Source organism: Natronomonas salina (genome assembly GCF_013391105.1).
GTDB lineage: Archaea > Halobacteriota > Halobacteria > Halobacteriales > Haloarculaceae > Natronomonas > Natronomonas salina.
This window is the reverse complement of the sequence record NZ_CP058335.1, coordinates 1,119,410-1,134,832: the sequence shown is the minus strand read 5'-3', so window position 1 is coordinate 1,134,832 and position 15,423 is coordinate 1,119,410. Positions and strand designations below refer to the sequence as shown.

The window sequence follows — 15,423 nt, the reverse complement described above, 5'->3', positions numbered from 1 at the left end:
CGGCATCGTACTTGAACGGTGGGGTCGGCTGGCGGCCGTCCCCGAACGGTGCGAGTCGCCCGTGTCGACGGTCGAGAACCTGCATCGACGGGTACACAAGCCGCGAAGACCCAGCCTCGGTATGAGCGAACTCAGCGTCGAGCCGGTGGAGTCGGTCGACGACGTCGAGGTTCCGGCGGGCGTCGACGCCCCGGAGTACGTCCTCTACGGCGGGAAGGGCGGCGTCGGCAAGACGACCTGCGCGGCGGCGACGGGGCTGGCCAGCGCCCGCGACGGGACGGCGACGTTGGTCGTCTCGACGGACCCGGCCCACTCGCTGTCGGACACCCTCGATACGGACATCCCGGCGGAGCCGACCCGGATCCGCGAGGAGATCCCGCTGTTCGCGGTGGAGATCGACCCCGAGGCCGCGCCGGAGGGACCGTTCACCGGTGGCACGGGCGCGGCCGACGCGGAGGGAGATTTCGGTCCCGACGCCGAGGGGCCGTCTGCCGACGGTTCCCAGCAAGGACCGGGTGCCGAGGGCGCCGGGCCGATGGGCGGGATGGACCTCGGCGGGATGGAGGAACTGCTGGGGGGCGGCGGGCACCCGCTGGCCGGGGGCGCGATGCCGGGCGCCGACGAGGCCGCCGCGATGCAGTTGCTGCTGGAGTACCTCGACGACCCGCGGTTCGACCGCGTGGTCGTCGACACGGCGCCGACCGGCCACACCCTGCGGCTGCTCGAACTGCCGGACGTGATGGACTCGATGGTCGGGAAGATGATGGCGTTCCGCGAGAAGCTCTCGGGGATGGTGGGGAGCCTCGGGAACCTCGGCGGGCTGTTCGGCGGCGAGGACGCCGACCCCGAGGAGGGCGTCAACGACCTCCGCGAACTCTCCGAGAAGATCAAGCGGTTGCGCGAGGCGCTCCGCGATCCCGGCCGGACGGACTTCCGGGTCGTGATGGTCCCCGAGGAGATGAGCGTCGTCGAGAGCGAGCGACTGATCGACCGCCTGGAGGGATTCGGCATCCCCGTCAGGACGGTCGTCGTCAACAGGGTCAGCGAGGACCTGGCCGGGGTAGCGGGGTTCGACGAGGACTGGTTCGTCGCGCCGGATACGGAGCACTGCGAGTTCTGCCAGCGCCGATGGGAGGTCCAGCGCGACGCCCTCCAGCGCGCCCAGACGCTGTTCCGGGGGCGGGACGTCAAGCGGGTGCCGCTGTTCGCCGAGCCGGTCCACGGCGAGGCGATGCTCGGCGTCGTCGCCGCGTGTCTCGACTAGCGGGCGGAATCAGACGGCGCGGACGATACCGACGCCGAGCGCGACGATCAGCGCCGCGAGCACGCCCTGCATCACCGCGAAGACCGGGTCGCCGAGCAGAGCTGCGCGGACCGCCATCGCCGCGAACGCCAGCGCGCCGACGAGGTGCACCGCCACGATGGCGACGAAGCGTGGTTCCACACCCCCCGTTGCTGCGGTCGCGTCAAAACCGTACCGGCCGTTCGACCACGAGAACCCGGAGGTCGTCGACGTTCGTTCCGGTCGCGCCGGTCCTGAGCAGCGCCCCGCGCTCGTCGAGGAACGCGTAGCTGTCGTTCTCCGCGAGCGCACGGGACGCCGCGTCCGCGTCGGCGTCACCGACCGTCCCGGCGTCGACGAGGGCGCCGGCGGCGTCGGTGCTCCCGTCGCTGCCGTCCGTGTCGACCGCCCCGAGGACGGCGCCGTCCGGGAGGGCCGCCGCGCCGGCGAGCGCGAACTCCAGGTTCGGGCCGCCGTCGCCGTCTCCCGTCACGCTGACGGTCGTCTCGCCGCCGGAGAGCAGCACGGCGGGCGGTTCGACGGGGTCGCCGCTCTCGGCGAGCTCACGCGCGACGGCTGCGTGGAACCGGCCCGCCTCGCTCGCCTCGCCCCCGAGTCGCCTCGCGAGGACGCAGGGTTCGTACCCCCGATCGGCGGCGAGGTCGCGGGCCGCGTCGACGGCGTCCCGGCCCGACGCGAGGACGTGGTTGTCGACGTCGACGTCCGGCGCCGACGTCGTCGAGGCGTCCCGAAGCCACGCCCCGACAGTGGGGAGATCGACGCCGTAGCGGTCGAGAACGGCGAGTGCGACCTCCGGGTCGGTTTCTGTGGGGACGGTCGGACCGCTGGCGATCACCGCCGGGTCGTCGTCGACCACGTCGCTCATCAGCAGGCCGACGATTGCGGCGGGCGCGGCGGCAGCAGCGAGGCCGCCGCCCTTGACCCCCGAACACGTCCGCCGGACCGCGTTGACCTCGTCGATCGCGGCCCCCGCGTCGAGCAGTTCCCGGGTGACCGCCCGGAGGTCCCGGACCGACAGCCCCTCGGCCGGCGCACAGAGGAGCGCGCTGCCGCCGCCGGTGATCGCCGCGAGGACGAGCGTCCGCTCGTCGGCCGCGGCCGCCCGCTCCAGGACCGCCGACGCCCCCGCAACGCTCCCCTCCCCCGGCTCAGGGTGTTCGCCCTCGCGGACGGTCACCCGCTCTGGGTCGGCCGTCGGTTCGTGCGTGACGACGACGCCTCCGGAGATGCGGTCGCCGAGCAAATTCTCGAGTGCCGCGGCGAGGCCGTCGGCGGCCTTCCCGCCGCCAAGGAGGACGACCTCGTCGAACGCCGAGAGGTCGTACTCCGCGTCGCGGATCCGGAGAACGTCGCCGTCTACCGAGCAGTTGCGCTCGACGGCGCGGGCCGGCCGCCCGGCCTCGATGCCGGCCGCGAGGCAGTCCAGCGCGAGATCGTGGGCGGGCGAGTCCGCGAGGGCGCCGCGGTCGGCGAACACGCTACGTCGCGAACCGGCGGACGGCCTCGAAGACGTGGTCGCTGAGGGTGTCCGGCAGGTAGCTCGCGTAGATGAGCCACTGGGCGGCGCGGCCGACGACGTACCGGGGGTCGGGGTCGGGCGTGACCGATGCCTCGACGATCGCTTCGGCGACCTCGGCGGGGTGGACGGCGATCGGGCTGTCGGCGCCGAACAGCGAGGCGTCCTCCTGGAACTCGTAGAGGTCCTCGTAGTCGCGGGTCCGCTCCAGCCGGCCGAGTTCGTCGTCGACGCGGTCCCGGAAGCTCGACTGGACGGGGCCGGGCTGGACGACGCTGACGTCGACGCCGAACGGCTCGACCTCCAGGCGCAGGGCGTCGCTGTATCCCTCGATGGCGTGCTTGGAGGCGGCGTAGGCGCCCATCCCCGGGGCGGCCAGGCGGCCGGCGACCGAGGAGACGTTGACGATGGTGCCGTCCTCGCGCTCGCGCATGTGCGGGAGCACCTCCCGGACCAGCCGGTGGGGGCCGAAGACGTTGACGTCGAACTGCTTCTGGAAGCGGTCCTCGTCGACGTCCTCGAGCGGGCCGTGCTGGCCGTAGCCGGCGTTGTTCACCAGCGCGTCGATGCGCCCCTCCTCCTCGAGTATCCGGTCGACGACGCGCTCGACGTCGCCGGTGTCGCGGACGTCGATGGTGCCGATGTCGCAGCCGGCGTCGCCGAGCTTCTCGATGTCGGCCGGGTTCCGCGCCGTCGCGTAGACCTGCCACTCCTCGTCGAGGAAGGCGTACGCCGTCGCGCGACCGATGCCGGACGAACAGCCGGTGATGAGGACCGTCCGATTGCTCATACGGTGCCATCGACGGGCCGACAGTTAGTGGTTGAGGTATCGGCGCTCCCGCGGCCGCGATGGTCGGCGAAGACGGAATCCCGGTCTGGTACCGTCCACGTCCCGCGGAACCCCGGTATCGTGCCGTGAAACGGCGACCGCATTTATCCCGCGGAGCGCGGTATCGGAGGCCAGCATGCCGCCCGAAGACCTGCCGCGCCGTCGCTTCCTGCAGACGTCGGCGACGGCGACCGGATTGCTCGGAGTCTCGTTCGCCGGCTGCACCGACTTCGTCGGCGGAGAGGAGGAAGCCGACCGACCGGGGCCGGACCGCGACCGGCCCGCGTACGCGCCGTACGTCCCGGGCGAGGGGGTGTTCTCCTCGGAGGAGGCCGCCTTCGGGTCGACGGCGATCTTCGTCGACTTCCGGGCGCTGGCGGACCTCGACGGGCTCGTCGGGGACGGCGACTTCGACCCGACCGAGTCGATCGACGAGACGAAGCCGGGCGACGCGGCGTTCTTCGCCACGCCGACCGTCGGGCTCGTTGCCTACGCCCTCTCCATGTTCGGCCTCGTCGGTTACCCGTTCACGGACGCGCTCGTGCCGTCGTTCGACGGGTCGACCGACGACGGGAGCGGGTCGACCGACCTCGAGACCGACGTCGGCGTCGTCACCTCGTTCGGCTTCGCCTTCGTCGGCGACTACGACGTCAACGCAGTGTCCGAGTCGGCCGAGTCGTTCGCCGCCGTCGACAGCCGCGAGGGCTTCGAGATCTTCGAGGCCGGCGCGGACGACGGCGACGACTACGGCTTCTCGCTGTCCGAGGGGCTAACCTTCGCGGCGAGTTCGGAGGCGGTCCTCGTCCCGTTCCCGGACACCGGCGAGGACGTCGGCTCCACGCCCGACCCCGAGCGGGGCCACGAGCTGATCGACCGGATGATCGACGTGGTATCGGGCGGCGAACAGAACGCGGCCGAAGCCGACGGCGACGCGGACTGGGCGTTCCGCGCGGCGGGCCACGGGGCCTTCGGCGCCGTCGCCTTCGGCGACCAGGACCTGACGCCGGAGGACGAGGCCACCGACGTCTCCCCCTCCACGGGCGACGACTCGACCGGCGGCTCCGGGGCCGAGAACGGAACCGACAGTACCAGCGAACTCGTCGACCCGGAGATGGCCGCGGCGTTCGACGACATCGACCGCGTCGCCTCCGACGCGACGGCGTACGCCTCGAGCCTCGAGCCGACGGACGAGTCGGAGCTGGTCGCGCACGTGGCGCTGGGGTACGAGTCGGCCGACGACGTCCCGAGCGAGTCCGACGTCGAGGGCGTCTTCGGCGACACCAGCGGGGAGTTCTCGATGGAGACCGGCGAGCGGCACGTCTACCTCAGTTCGACGTATTCGCTCTGAGACGACCCCGCTCGACTCCTTCTACCGGGCCGTTGCTATCCGTCATCGGAACGCGTCGCCGGAGTCACTACCGGAAGGCAGCAGCGTCCTACAGGTCGTCCTTCAGGTCGTCGGCGTACTTGTCGGCGAGCCGCGTCGGCCGCGGCAGCTTGTACTCGCCGCCGCAGGCCTCGACGCAGTCGACGGCGGTCCCCGCGGAGACGCGGTGGCCGGGGGAGACGTACAGCGGGTTGATCGACCGGGAGTCGGGGTACTGCCGGCTCTGGTAGGCGTAGCCGACGACCTCGCCGTCGGGCGCGGTCATCGAGTCGTCGGCCTCGACGGCGACCCGGGTGCCCTGCGAGAGGCCGTCGGTCGGCCCGACGGGCGTCCCGCAGAGCAGGCTCTTGGCGACGCCGACCGACGGCGTGTCGAAGAGGACGCCCACGTGCGTCGCGATGCCGGCCTCCCGGAAGTGGATGCGCCCGCTGCCGTCCAGCAGCAGGAGGTCGGGGTCGGTCTCGAGGGCCTCAAGCGCCGCGACGATGGGCTCGCCCTCGCGGAAGGAGAGCAGCCCGGGGATGTAGGGGATCGAGAGGTCGGTCACGGCGTGGGCGCGCTCGACGACGTTGCCGTTCTTCAGGACGACGACCGCCGAGAGGGCGCGCTCGTCGAGGAACGCCTGGTCGACGCCGGCGACGAGGACGTCCTCGAAGGGGATGTCCGTCGCCGCGAAGTCGAGGTCGTCCTCGAAGACGGCGACGTCGCCGATCTCGTGCTGCATCGCCTCCATCTCCTCCCGGGAGAGCGAGCCGTCGGGGAGGAAGCGCGGGTGGACGACCTCCATCGTCAGGGTCGCCCGGGGCCACCGGGGCCGCCCGGGCCGCCGGGACCGCGGCCGCCGCCGAGCTGGAGGCGCTGGGGACCGCGTCCGATGCGGTCCTTGACGCGCTGGCCGTACCAGAGGCCGATGAGCAGGCCGACGAGGTGGGCGACGTGGGCGACGTTGTCCATGATGCCGCCGACCGAGAGCGCGCCGGCGACCGACAGTCCCGCGTAGCCGAGGGTCAGCAGCCAGATGGGGACCGGGATGAAGAAGTACAGCAGGACCTTCATGTCCGGACTCGTCATCGTCAGGACGCCGAGGATGGCCATGATGGCGCCCGAGGCGCCGAGGACGCCGCCGACGGGGTTGCCGATGGCGAACCCGAAGGCGATCTGGCCGAGGCCGGCGGCCATCCCGCTGATCAGGAACAGCGCGGCGAACTTCCGGGAGCCGATCTGGCGCTCGACGACGGGCCCGAAGAAGAACAGCACGATGCCGTTCCCGAAGATGTGCCAGATGCCGCCGGGGTCGTGGGAGAAGACGGACGTGACCCACGTCCAGACGTACTCGGGGTTCTCCGAGGAGAGGATGAACAGCGCCTCGAAGTACTGGGGAGCCACTGCGTAGACGACGAACTCCAGCAGGAAGACGATGAAGATGATCCCGAGGAAGAGGTAGGAGACGTTGCCGCGGAAGTAGCCCAGCGGGCCGCCGGCGCCGGTCCCGGGGATGCGGTCGAGGAGGCTGCCGGAGCCGCCGCGACCGCTCACCGAGTCGTCGAAGCCACTGTCGAAAACGCCGTCGGGGTCGTTCCACTGGTCGAGCCCTGGGCAGCCGTGGTTCTCCGGCAGCCGGTGTTCGCTGCAGAACGTGCCGCCGCAGTGCCGGCAGTTGTACGGCATGTTCTCGTGGGCGCCGCACGCGTCGCACTTCGCCATTGGCCACTCGTAGCCCGTCAGCCGGCAAAGTCGTTGGGATATGTCGCGGTCCCGGCCGGCCGGCGATTGTTATTTGCGCCTCCGGTCCGAAGGCGTGGGCGTGCAGGAGTACGAACGCAAACAGCTCCTCGAGCGCATCGACCGGGAGAGCGCGACGCTCGGCGTGGACATCCCCGAGCGCATCGACATCCAGGGCGAGACGGTCGAGCTCCGGGAGTTCGTCTTCGAGATCAAGCGCCGGGAGACGGTCCCGGCGGGCGAGCGAGAGCGGGTCGAGGAGGCCAAGAAGAACCTCCGTCGGGAGCGGCTGGAGCGCAAGCGCCGCATCGAGGAGGGGGAGATCTCCTACGAGGAGGGCGACCGGGAGGCCGACGCCATCGTCGGCATCGACCGGGCCCTGGAGGGCCTCCAGAACCTCGGCCACGAGGACATCGAGGCCGAGGCGCAGCGCCAGGAAGCGATGGACACGAAGCGCTGGATGGACTTCCTGAAGCAGGCGCTCGGCCGCGACGAGGACGGCCCGCAGGTCCGGGGGCGGTGACGCCGTGAGCGAGAACGCCGAGGTCGCGGCGCTGCTGGAGGAGATGGCCGACCACCTCGAGGCCCGCGGCGTCGACTACAAGCCGATCACGTACCGCCGCGCGGCCGACAGCATTCGGGCCCAGCCGGTCGGCGTCGGCAAGCTCTACGAGGAGGGCGGCGAGGAGGCCCTGCTGGAGATCGAGGACGTCGGCGAGGCCTTCGCCTCGAAGACCGTCGAGTACCTCGAGACCGGGACGATCGAGGAGCTCGAGGAGCTCCAAGCGGAGCTGCCGGTCGAGATGGACGCCCTCACCGCCGTCGAGGGCGTCGGCCCGAGGACCGTCAAGGACCTCTACGACGCCCTCGGCGTCGAGACGCTGGACGAACTCGAGGCCGCCGCCGAGGCCGGGGAGATCCGGGAGGTCAAGGGCTTCGGCGAGAAGACCGAGCAGAACATCCTCGAGAAGATCCCCTTCGCCAGGGAGGCCAGGAAGCGCAGCCTGCTCGGGGAGGCGCGGCCGGTCGCCGACCGCGTCGTCGGGTTCCTCGAGGAGAGCCCGGCCGTCGAGCGCGTCGACGTCGCGGGGTCGCTCCGTCGCTGGCGGCCGACCATCGGCGACGTGGACGTCCTCGTCGCCAGCGACGACGCCCAGGCCGTCGTCGACCACTTCGAGGGCTGGGCGGACGCCGACGATGTCATCGAGGCCGGCGAGAGCAAGGCGAGCGTGCGGTCCCGGGGGATGCGCGTCGACCTCCGGGTGGTCGTCCCGGCGGAGTTCGGCGCCGCCCTCCAGTACTTCACCGGCAGCAAGGACCACAACGTGAAGATGCGGAACCGCGCCATCGAGCAGGGTCTGAAGGTCAACGAGTACGGCGTCTTCGACGTGAGCGAGGTCGAGGACCCCGATGCCGGCCAGCGGGTCGGCGAGCGCATCGCCGGCGAGACCGAGGCGGACGTCTACGGGGCCATCGGGATGGCCTGGACGCCGCCGGAACTCCGGGAGAACCGCGGGGAGGTCGAGGCCGCCGTCGAGGGCGAAGCCGCGCTCCCGGACCTCCTCACCGCCGACGACGTCCGCGGCGACCTCCACCTCCACACGCGGTGGTCCGACGGCGAGACGACGATCGAGCGGATGGCCGAGGCGGCCGCCGAGTTCGGCCACGACTACATTTCTGTCGCCGACCACGCCACCGGTCCCGGGATGGTCGGCGGCGTCGGTCTCGAGGACGAGGAACTCCGCGAGCAGATCGCCGAGGTCCGCGAGGTCGCCGACGACGCGCCGGTCGACGTGTTCGCGGGCGTCGAGGCGAACATCGGCACCGAGGGCGAGATCAGCGTCGGCGACGACGTCCTCGCCGAACTCGATTGCGTCGTCGCCTCGCCGCACAGCGGCCTCGAGGGCGACGGCACCGACCGCATCGTCGCCGCCATCGAACACCCCGAGGTCGACGTCGTCGGCCACCCGACCGGCCGGATGCTGAACCAGCGTCCCGGTCACGATATCGACATCCAGCGCGTCGTCGACGCGGCCGCCGAGCACGAGACGGCCCTGGAGATCAACGCGAACCCGAACCGCCTGGACCTCCGCTCCTCCTACGTCAAGGTCGCCGTCGATGCCGGCGCGACCATCAGCATCAACACCGACGCCCACCGCCCGGCGTCCTACGAGCTTATCCGGTACGGCGTCCACACCGCTCGCCGCGGCTGGGCCGAGCCCGAGGACGTGCTCAACTGCCGCGACGCCGACGGCCTCGGGTCGTTCCTCGGGCTCTGATGCCCGTCGGCTCCTTGACGCCCGTCGGCGGAACTGGACGGCGAGCGCCCTCTCCGCTCCGGGGTGAGTGAGGCGTGGACGAGCACGACGACGAGAAGGATGGCGTCGATTCTATCCGACCAGACGAGCACCGGCTCCTCCTCGACGTCATGCTCGGCAAACTCCCGGTCTACCTCCGGCTCTGCGGGTACGACGCGGCCTACGCCGGCGACCTCGGCGTCGAGGCCGACGACCGGTTGTTCGAGATAGCGGGCGAGGAGGATCGGATTCTCGTGACGCGCGACGTACAGTTGGCGGGCAGGGCCGACCGATCGGTCCTGCTCACCGAGCGGGCGGTCGAAGCGCAACTGACCGAACTCCGCGAGGCCGGGGTCGAACTCGAGGTCGCCGACCGGCCCGTGCGCTGCGGGCGATGCAACGGGCGACTCGAACCGGTCCCCGGGAGGGAATCGACACCCGAGTACGCCCCCGGCCCCGCGGAGACGGACTGCTGGCGCTGTCGCGACTGCGGGCAGGTCTTCTGGCGGGGCAGCCACTGGGACCGGATGCGACGCGTCCTCGAGTAGGGCTACGACGCGAGAGCGGACTCCAGCACGGAAGCGGCGTTCAGCACCGTCGCGTCGTCGAACCGCTCGCCGACGAGCATCAGTCCCACGGGCAGTCCGTCCACGCGACCGGCGGGGACGCTGACCGCGGGGTGGCCGGTGCGGTTGAAGGGCGTGGTGTTGTCGACGACCGGCTCCGCCCGGAGCCAGTCGTACTGGTCGCGGTCGGGGTCGCGCTCCGGCGGCCGGGTCACCGTCGTCGGCATCGCCAGCAGGTCGACCTCGTCGAGGAGCGCGTCGTAGCGTTCGGTCATCTCCACCGTGAGGTTCATCGCACGGGCGTAGTACCGCGAGTGGTACCGCTGGTTGGTGTAGGCGCCGACGAGCAGCGGCAATTTCAGGGCGGCGGGGAAGTCGTCGCTCTGGGCGCGGCGGAACTTCCCGAAGGACTCGATCCAGGAGGTGTTGTACCACGCCTTCCAGCCGTGGCCGAGCCCCTCGCCCAGCATCGCGTCGAGCATCCCCTCGGAGGAGGCGACCGAGTGGATGTCGTCGGCGTCGAGGTGCATCGGCTCCGAGACCGACTCCACGGTCGCGCCGGCGTCGGCGAGTTCGTCGACGGCCGCGCTCGCCCGCTCCACGACGGGGGCTTCGGCGCCGTCGCGGTCGAACCCCTCGTCGAGGACGCCGACCGTGAGGCCGTCGACGTCGCCGTCCAGGGCGTCCTCGTACCGCTCGACGGGGACCGGCGCGTGGTCCCTGATGGCCCGCTCGTTGCTGCCGGCGATCGCCGAGAGGACCCTGGCGACACTCTCGACGTCGGGGCCGATTGGCCCCGGGTGGTCGATGACGTGTTCGATGCCGATACAGCCGGTGTAGGGGACCAGCCCGTAGGTCGGCTTGTGGCCGACGACGCCGCAGAACGCGGCCGGGATGCGGACGCTGCCGCCCTGGTCGGAGCCAATGGCGGCGTCGACGTCCCCGGTCGCGACGGCGACGGCGCTGCCGCCGCTGGAGCCGCCCGCCAGGTGCCCCTCGTCGTGAGGGTTCAGGATCGGGCCGAAGGCGCTGTGGCCCGTCGTCGTCATCGCCATGTCGTCCATGTTCGTCTTCCCGACGACGTCGGCGCCGGCCTCGAGCACGCGGGTCACGACGGTGGCGTCACGGTCGGGGACGTACCCCTCGACGACCTGGGAGCCGCAGGTCATCTCGACGCCGGCGACGCAGACGTTGTCCTTCATGCCGACGCGCCAGCCGTCGAGGTCGCCGCCCGGGTCGCCCTCGACGTGGCAGTCGGAGACCCAGGCGTTGTAGGGGTCGGCCTCGTCCGGCACGCGGGCGCCGGCGCTCCGCTCGCGTGGCTCGGTCCCGCCGAGCCGCGACTCAGGGTCGTAGGACAGGACCGTCTCGAAGGACTCGATCCGGTCTTCGGCCAGCTCCTCGTAGATGGCGAGTTCCTCGTCGGTGAGGTCGAGGTAGAGGTCGTCGCCGAGTTCCTGGAGGGCGTCCGCAGTCGGCGGTCGGATCGGCATGGAACCTAGACGGGCGGTCGTCGGAAGGAGGCGGAGCCTGCAATTGCAGGCCCAGAGGACGGCGTCGTCAGTTGTTAGGGGTCCACTCCTGGCAGGCGTCCATGTCGTCCATGGCCTCGCTGTGGAAGCCGCAGTAGGGGACCATCCCGTCGTCGGTGCGGACGTACCGGAAGTGCGCGCAGTTGCCGCAGTAGGTGTCGCCGACGGAGGTGGGCTTCTCGTCCAGGAGTTCGGCGTCGTCGGTGCCCGTGGGCTCGCGGATGCCGTCGTCGGTGCCCGTGGGCTCGCGGATGCCGTCGTCGCTGGCCGCGCCGCCGTCGGTGACGCCGGGGCTGGGGGACCCGAGACCGCCAGCGGCCGAGCGGTTCGAGGATTGGGTCGAGCGTTTCCGGGTCGTACTCGAGGCGGAGGACCGCGGTGTCGACGACGTCGACCCGCCACCGGTCCCGCCGGCGCGGTTCGTCTGCGTCTCGACGTGGTCGTCCGGCGTCCCGCCGAGGAGGCCGATGCCGCCGAGCCGCCCGCGGAGGTTGTCGTTCGAGACCTCGACGACGCGCGTCTCCCCGCCCTTCGTGATCTCGAGCTTGACGGTGCCACCGGGGTCGTTGCGCGCCTTGAAGTTCGCGACGGCGGTGAACAGACACCACGTCGAGACGATGGCGCCGCCGAAGTACGTGCCCGCGACGACCAGCGTCATCGTGGTGTTGCCCGACCCGCCCATCCAGTGGACCGGGTACCAGTGCCGGAACATCACGACACCGGCGAGACAGATCGCGGCGCCGGCGACGCCGGCCGTCTGGACGCGACGCGACGCCCGCGGCAGGACCGTCATCGTCCCGACGAGGACCGTCGGGAACCCGACCCCGCCGAGGACGCCCGCCACCTCGCGGGCGTCGTACAGGTCGAGGCCGAACCGGGCCCCGACGTCGGTCGACGCGACTAGCAGACCGGCGATGAGGAGGGCCGCGCCGACAGCGAACAGCGCGACGCCGACGTACAGCCGCCGGAGGCCGGCCCCGTTGCCTCCCTCGTAGACCTCCGTGAGGCTCGTCATGCCGGGGGCTTACCGCCCGACACACAAAACACTACGTCAGACGTCCGCAAGACGACCGCCGCCGCTCGGCGGTGCGCGCGCGCGCCCGCCGGGCCGGCAGAGATGTGTCAGAGATTTCCTGGGGTTACGTGATATTCATGGTATCGGTAAATAATATCTCTCTACTATCACCGGATAATGCTTTCTCTCGGTCGCTAGGCGGTTATTTCGAGGGTTTCGAGGATGCACATCCGCGGGACTTATGTGGCCGCAGCGTATGGGATTCCCCAATGACTCACGCGGACCCAACCCCCGAGGAGAACCGGACGAGCGAGCTCGTGATCGAGGCGATCGCCGACCAGGAAGGCGTCGACCCCCTGGAGTTCGAGGTCCCGCTGGGCGATGTCGTCGACCCCGACGCCCTCGACTCGATGTTCGACCCGCAGTACGACGAACGGCGGAAGCAGGGCCAGGTCGAGTTCACCTACCGGGAGTACCTCGTCACGGTCGTCTCCGCGAAGGACGGCGTCTCGGTCGACGTCGAACCGGCCGAGGAGACCGCCAACGTCGGATCTTCTGTCGGCCCCCAGGAAGCGTAGTCGGACACCGCTCGCCCCGTATCCTCTTCGCTCCGTCCCCGTTCCGTCTGTCGGGACCGGTCCGTCCGGTCACTCCATCGATCGGATCGCCCGCTCCGCGTCCTCCAGCGCTGCCGCGGCGTCGAACCCCTCGACGATTTCTGCCAGTTCCTCCTCGCTCGCGTCGGCCAGGTCGCGGGCGTGCGCCGTGATGTTCGGCACCGCCCGGATCAGGTTGTCGACGATGGGGACGGTCGCGGTCTGTGCCGACCGCGACAGCGGGTTGAGGTCGATCACGAGTTCGGTCTTGCCCATCTCGGCGAGGGCCTCGGCCCGGTCGCCGTCCTCGAGGGGGACGAGCACGACGTCGGCGCTGCCGATGCCGTCGGCGTCCACCTTCGCGCGCTCGTGGTCCAGCCCCGGGATGCGGCCGTCGGCAGTGAGTCCCTTGACCGCCTCGGCGCCGTGCTCGCGGAGGTGCGCGGCGATCTTCTCCATCCGCTCTTCGGTCCGGTTGAACAGGTTCACCTCGAGGTCGGCGCCGGTCGCCGCGGCGAGTTCGACCATCTCGCCGGGCGCCAGCGCCGCGACGTTGCCGTTGATCGAGAGGACGGCGTGGTCGGCGCGGAGCAGGTGGGCGGCCGCGACGCGCTCGGCCTCGTCGGCGCTCGGCAGCGTCTCCTCGCCGAGCAGGTAGTCGAAGGCCTCGCCGCGGCCCTGCGCGATGAGGCCCTGCCGGGAGGTGATGCCGAGGTCGACGCCCTCCTCGATGCGGTGCCGCGTCAGCAGCGACTCGTAGCGGGGGTGGGACTCGGGGATGTCCGGACCGGTCATACGCGTCGGTGTGCGACCGGTTCCTAAAAGGCTCCCGCTCTGGCGGCCGGGAGCGAAGAACCGTCTTCGCTTATAAATGAACGGGACGCCCCGTCGCGTTCTCCGGGGAGCGGACTCGTACGTGGTTTACCGGCTGAAATCAGGAGAATGTATTTACGTGTCTCTAACATCATGATTGGTACATGGCAGTCACTCATCGAACCGAACGGACTGACAGCGTGTGTTACGACGTGGTCCGCGCCGTCGCCGACTGTCACGGCATCGAGCCGCGCGACGTCGACGAGCAGCTCAGCGAGGTCGTCGACCCCGACAGCCTCTCGTCGCTGTGGGGCACCGAGGTCGGCGAGGGCCGCGTCGTCAACGGCGCGCTCTCGTTCGAGTACTTCGACTGCCGGGTCACCCTGACGAGCGACGGTCGGATCGAGGCCAAGCGCCTCTGAAGCGGGTATTCCTACCGATCTCTCCGCTCCGATAGCGACGCGTTCGGCGTGACGTCGACCCTCTACGGTCGGACGTTCCGTCGAATTCGACGGTCACGCGACCGCCGCGAGCCGGTCGAGGTACAGGTCCGCGAACGCGACCGCGGCCTCCCCGTCGAAGGTCGACCGGACGTACCGGAAGCACAGGTGGATCGTCTCACCGACGGTGACGACGCCGACGCCCAGCGGGGTCGGTCTCCAGGCCGGCGGCGAGAACCACACCGACCCCGGTTCCGTCCCCTCCAGGGCCGGTAGCGGTTCGGGGACGCGCCCGAGGTTCGACAGCATCGCCGTGTCGAGCAACCCCTCTCCGGGACCGCGCAGGAACGCCGGGAGCTGCTGCTTGAGGCCGACCGGCGTTCCGGTCGGGATGAGTTCCAGGGATTCGAGGAACGCGGCCGCCCGGTCGGGCTCCTTCAGCTCCGCCGTCTGCTCGGCGACGCGCTCGACGGTCGCGTCCGGGTCCCGCCTGTCGTCGTCGCGCGTCGTGACGCTCTCGAACAGCGCGTACATCCCCACCGCGTCGTAGCGCCACTCCGCCGGCCGGAGGTTCACCGGCATCATCAGGCTGATCTTGTCGGCGGGGTCGCCCCGGTCGGCGTTCCAGCGGCCGATGGCGAGGTGCAGCGCGGCGAGCAGGACGTCGTTGACCGAGACGCCCTCGGGGCGGTCCTCGACCAGCCGCGTGGCGAGGTCGTTGGGGACCCGCCGGGTGAGGAAGCCCCAGCCGGACTCGTCGGCGCCCTCGACCGGGGCGAGTCGGGAGGGTGGTTCCACCGCGTTCCGGAGGTGGCCGGCGGCCTCCCCGACGCGGTTGAGGCGGCCGGCGATCGACGATGGCCGCCGGTCCTCCAGCGCCGCGTGGGCGGTCTCGAGGTCGACGGCGCGCTCGAGGTCCTCGCCGCGGTAGGCGCTGCAGATGGACCGCAGCAACCGCAGTCCCCCGACGCCGTCGGCCGCGACGTGACTGTGGCACAGGAGCAACCGGTCGCCCCCGTCGGCGCCGGCGCCCTGGGCGACCAGCAGGCGGAACGGCGGCGCCGGTTCGGTGAGGTCGAAGGGCTCGCCGAAGAAGTCGGTCCGCGCCGCGGCGAGGTCCGCCTCGTCGTCGACGGCGACCGTCCGGACCGGGACGTCGTCGACCTCGTCCGGGATCGCCCAGCGGTACTGGCTGTCCCAGCCGTGGTGGTGCCGCCGCCTGGCCCGCGCGAGGGGGTGGGTCGCCGCAGCGTCGCGGGCCGCCTCGCGGAGCGTCCCGACGTCGATGGACGCGGTCGACGCGACCTCGAACTGGACGTTCCACGGCATCGACTTCCGCTCGAGGTTGTACACCGCCTCGTCGATCGGCGTGAAGGGCACTGTTCGAGCCATCGACCTGTTCCTTGC

16 protein-coding genes are annotated in these 15,423 nt (G+C 71.1%); 7 read left to right on the top strand and 9 right to left on the bottom strand.

Annotated features, from left to right (window positions below; genetic code table 11):
* Positions 1–79 precede the first annotated feature (79 nt).
* Positions 80–1,264: an ArsA family ATPase gene (locus HWV07_RS06235; RefSeq protein WP_484549448.1), complete on the top strand. Its 1,185-nt coding sequence runs from the start codon at positions 80–82 to the stop codon at positions 1,262–1,264.
* A 9-nt stretch (positions 1,265–1,273) separates the two neighbouring features.
* Here the strand turns inward: HWV07_RS06235 and HWV07_RS06230 are convergent, their stop codons facing one another.
* From HWV07_RS06230 to HWV07_RS06220, 3 genes are read right to left on the bottom strand one after another with little or no spacing between them, the layout of a single operon-like run.
* Positions 1,274–1,444, bottom strand: a complete 171-nt coding sequence (locus HWV07_RS06230) for a hypothetical protein (protein ID WP_178333471.1) — start codon at positions 1,442–1,444, stop codon at positions 1,274–1,276.
* 22 nt (positions 1,445–1,466) lie between these two features.
* Complete coding sequence (locus HWV07_RS06225) at positions 1,467–2,780, bottom strand: glycerate kinase type-2 family protein (RefSeq protein ID WP_178333470.1); 1,314 nt, start codon at positions 2,778–2,780, stop codon at positions 1,467–1,469.
* A gap of 1 nt (position 2,781) precedes the next feature.
* Positions 2,782–3,609: an SDR family oxidoreductase gene (locus HWV07_RS06220; RefSeq protein ID WP_178333469.1), complete on the bottom strand. Its 828-nt coding sequence runs from the start codon at positions 3,607–3,609 to the stop codon at positions 2,782–2,784.
* 175 nt (positions 3,610–3,784) lie between these two features.
* Here HWV07_RS06220 and HWV07_RS06215 point away from each other — a divergent pair, with 175 nt between their 5' ends.
* A complete protein-coding gene (locus HWV07_RS06215; RefSeq protein ID WP_178333468.1) occupies positions 3,785–4,996 on the top strand; it encodes a hypothetical protein in 1,212 nt (403 codons plus the stop codon).
* 88 nt (positions 4,997–5,084) lie between these two features.
* On the opposite strand, the gene HWV07_RS06210 is transcribed toward HWV07_RS06215, so the two are convergent.
* Both HWV07_RS06210 and HWV07_RS06205 read right to left on the bottom strand, forming a co-directional pair.
* Positions 5,085–5,822 carry an endonuclease V gene (locus tag HWV07_RS06210; protein ID WP_178333467.1) on the bottom strand — a complete coding sequence of 246 codons (738 nt, stop codon included), beginning with the start codon at positions 5,820–5,822 and terminating at the stop codon, positions 5,085–5,087.
* A 2-nt stretch (positions 5,823–5,824) separates the two neighbouring features.
* The gene (locus HWV07_RS06205) at positions 5,825–6,739 is read right to left on the bottom strand and encodes a rhomboid family intramembrane serine protease (RefSeq protein WP_178333466.1); all 915 of its coding nucleotides are present in this window, start codon (positions 6,737–6,739) and stop codon (positions 5,825–5,827) included.
* Positions 6,740–6,839: 100 nt separating this feature from the next.
* Between HWV07_RS06205 and HWV07_RS06200 the strand changes: the two genes are divergently transcribed.
* The 3 genes from HWV07_RS06200 (at position 6,840) to HWV07_RS06190 (ending at position 9,602) form a co-directional block, all read left to right on the top strand.
* On the top strand, positions 6,840–7,280 hold the full coding sequence (locus tag HWV07_RS06200; protein ID WP_178333465.1) for a DUF5788 family protein: 441 nt from the start codon (positions 6,840–6,842) through the stop codon (positions 7,278–7,280).
* A 4-nt stretch (positions 7,281–7,284) separates the two neighbouring features.
* A complete protein-coding gene (polX, locus tag HWV07_RS06195; protein ID WP_178333464.1) occupies positions 7,285–9,036 on the top strand; it encodes a DNA polymerase/3'-5' exonuclease PolX in 1,752 nt (583 codons plus the stop codon).
* Between the two features lie 149 nt (positions 9,037–9,185).
* The gene (locus HWV07_RS06190; protein WP_178336002.1) at positions 9,186–9,602 is read left to right on the top strand and encodes a Mut7-C RNAse domain-containing protein; all 417 of its coding nucleotides are present in this window, start codon (positions 9,186–9,188) and stop codon (positions 9,600–9,602) included.
* A 2-nt stretch (positions 9,603–9,604) separates the two neighbouring features.
* Here the strand turns inward: HWV07_RS06190 and HWV07_RS06185 are convergent, their stop codons facing one another.
* Together HWV07_RS06185 and HWV07_RS06180 are read right to left on the bottom strand one after the other, a co-directional pair.
* Positions 9,605–11,113 (bottom strand): amidase, encoded by a 1,509-nt coding sequence (locus tag HWV07_RS06185; RefSeq protein WP_178333463.1) that lies wholly within the window; start codon positions 11,111–11,113, stop codon positions 9,605–9,607.
* A gap of 67 nt (positions 11,114–11,180) precedes the next feature.
* Positions 11,181–12,167 carry a cell division protein CdpA domain-containing protein gene (locus HWV07_RS06180; protein WP_178333462.1) on the bottom strand — a complete coding sequence of 329 codons (987 nt, stop codon included), beginning with the start codon at positions 12,165–12,167 and terminating at the stop codon, positions 11,181–11,183.
* Positions 12,168–12,436: 269 nt separating this feature from the next.
* On the opposite strand from HWV07_RS06180, the gene HWV07_RS06175 reads away from it, so the two are divergent.
* Positions 12,437–12,745 (top strand): HalOD1 output domain-containing protein, encoded by a 309-nt coding sequence (locus HWV07_RS06175; protein WP_178333461.1) that lies wholly within the window; start codon positions 12,437–12,439, stop codon positions 12,743–12,745.
* A 69-nt stretch (positions 12,746–12,814) separates the two neighbouring features.
* Here HWV07_RS06175 and HWV07_RS06170 read toward each other — a convergent pair whose 3' ends face one another.
* Positions 12,815–13,558, bottom strand: a complete 744-nt coding sequence (locus HWV07_RS06170) for a 4-phosphopantoate--beta-alanine ligase (RefSeq protein WP_178333460.1) — start codon at positions 13,556–13,558, stop codon at positions 12,815–12,817.
* Between the two features lie 182 nt (positions 13,559–13,740).
* Between HWV07_RS06170 and HWV07_RS06165 the strand changes: the two genes are divergently transcribed.
* Positions 13,741–13,998: a HalOD1 output domain-containing protein gene (locus HWV07_RS06165; RefSeq protein WP_178333459.1), complete on the top strand. Its 258-nt coding sequence runs from the start codon at positions 13,741–13,743 to the stop codon at positions 13,996–13,998.
* Positions 13,999–14,091: 93 nt separating this feature from the next.
* On the opposite strand, the gene HWV07_RS06160 is transcribed toward HWV07_RS06165, so the two are convergent.
* Complete coding sequence (locus tag HWV07_RS06160; protein ID WP_178333458.1) at positions 14,092–15,408, bottom strand: hypothetical protein; 1,317 nt, start codon at positions 15,406–15,408, stop codon at positions 14,092–14,094.
* Positions 15,409–15,423: the final 15 nt, after the last annotated feature.

Bases quoted from the DNA above. Each gene is read 5' to 3' on its own strand.
- HWV07_RS06175 (WP_178333461.1), top strand. From the start codon at position 12,437: ATGACTCACGCGGACCCAACCCCCGAGGAGAACCGGACGAGCGAGCTC.
- HWV07_RS06185 (WP_178333463.1), bottom strand. From the start codon at position 11,113: ATGCCGATCCGACCGCCGACTGCGGACGCCCTCCAGGAACTCGGCGAC.
- HWV07_RS06160 (WP_178333458.1), bottom strand. From the start codon at position 15,408: ATGGCTCGAACAGTGCCCTTCACGCCGATCGACGAGGCGGTGTACAAC.
- HWV07_RS06210 (WP_178333467.1), bottom strand. From the start codon at position 5,822: ATGGAGGTCGTCCACCCGCGCTTCCTCCCCGACGGCTCGCTCTCCCGG.
- HWV07_RS06220 (WP_178333469.1), bottom strand. From the start codon at position 3,609: ATGAGCAATCGGACGGTCCTCATCACCGGCTGTTCGTCCGGCATCGGT.
- HWV07_RS06215 (WP_178333468.1), top strand. From the start codon at position 3,785: ATGCCGCCCGAAGACCTGCCGCGCCGTCGCTTCCTGCAGACGTCGGCG.
- HWV07_RS06165 (WP_178333459.1), top strand. From the start codon at position 13,741: ATGGCAGTCACTCATCGAACCGAACGGACTGACAGCGTGTGTTACGAC.
- HWV07_RS06205 (WP_178333466.1), bottom strand. From the start codon at position 6,739: ATGGCGAAGTGCGACGCGTGCGGCGCCCACGAGAACATGCCGTACAAC.
- HWV07_RS06190 (WP_178336002.1), top strand. From the start codon at position 9,186: ATGCTCGGCAAACTCCCGGTCTACCTCCGGCTCTGCGGGTACGACGCG.
- HWV07_RS06180 (WP_178333462.1), bottom strand. From the start codon at position 12,167: ATGACGAGCCTCACGGAGGTCTACGAGGGAGGCAACGGGGCCGGCCTC.
- HWV07_RS06170 (WP_178333460.1), bottom strand. From the start codon at position 13,558: ATGACCGGTCCGGACATCCCCGAGTCCCACCCCCGCTACGAGTCGCTG.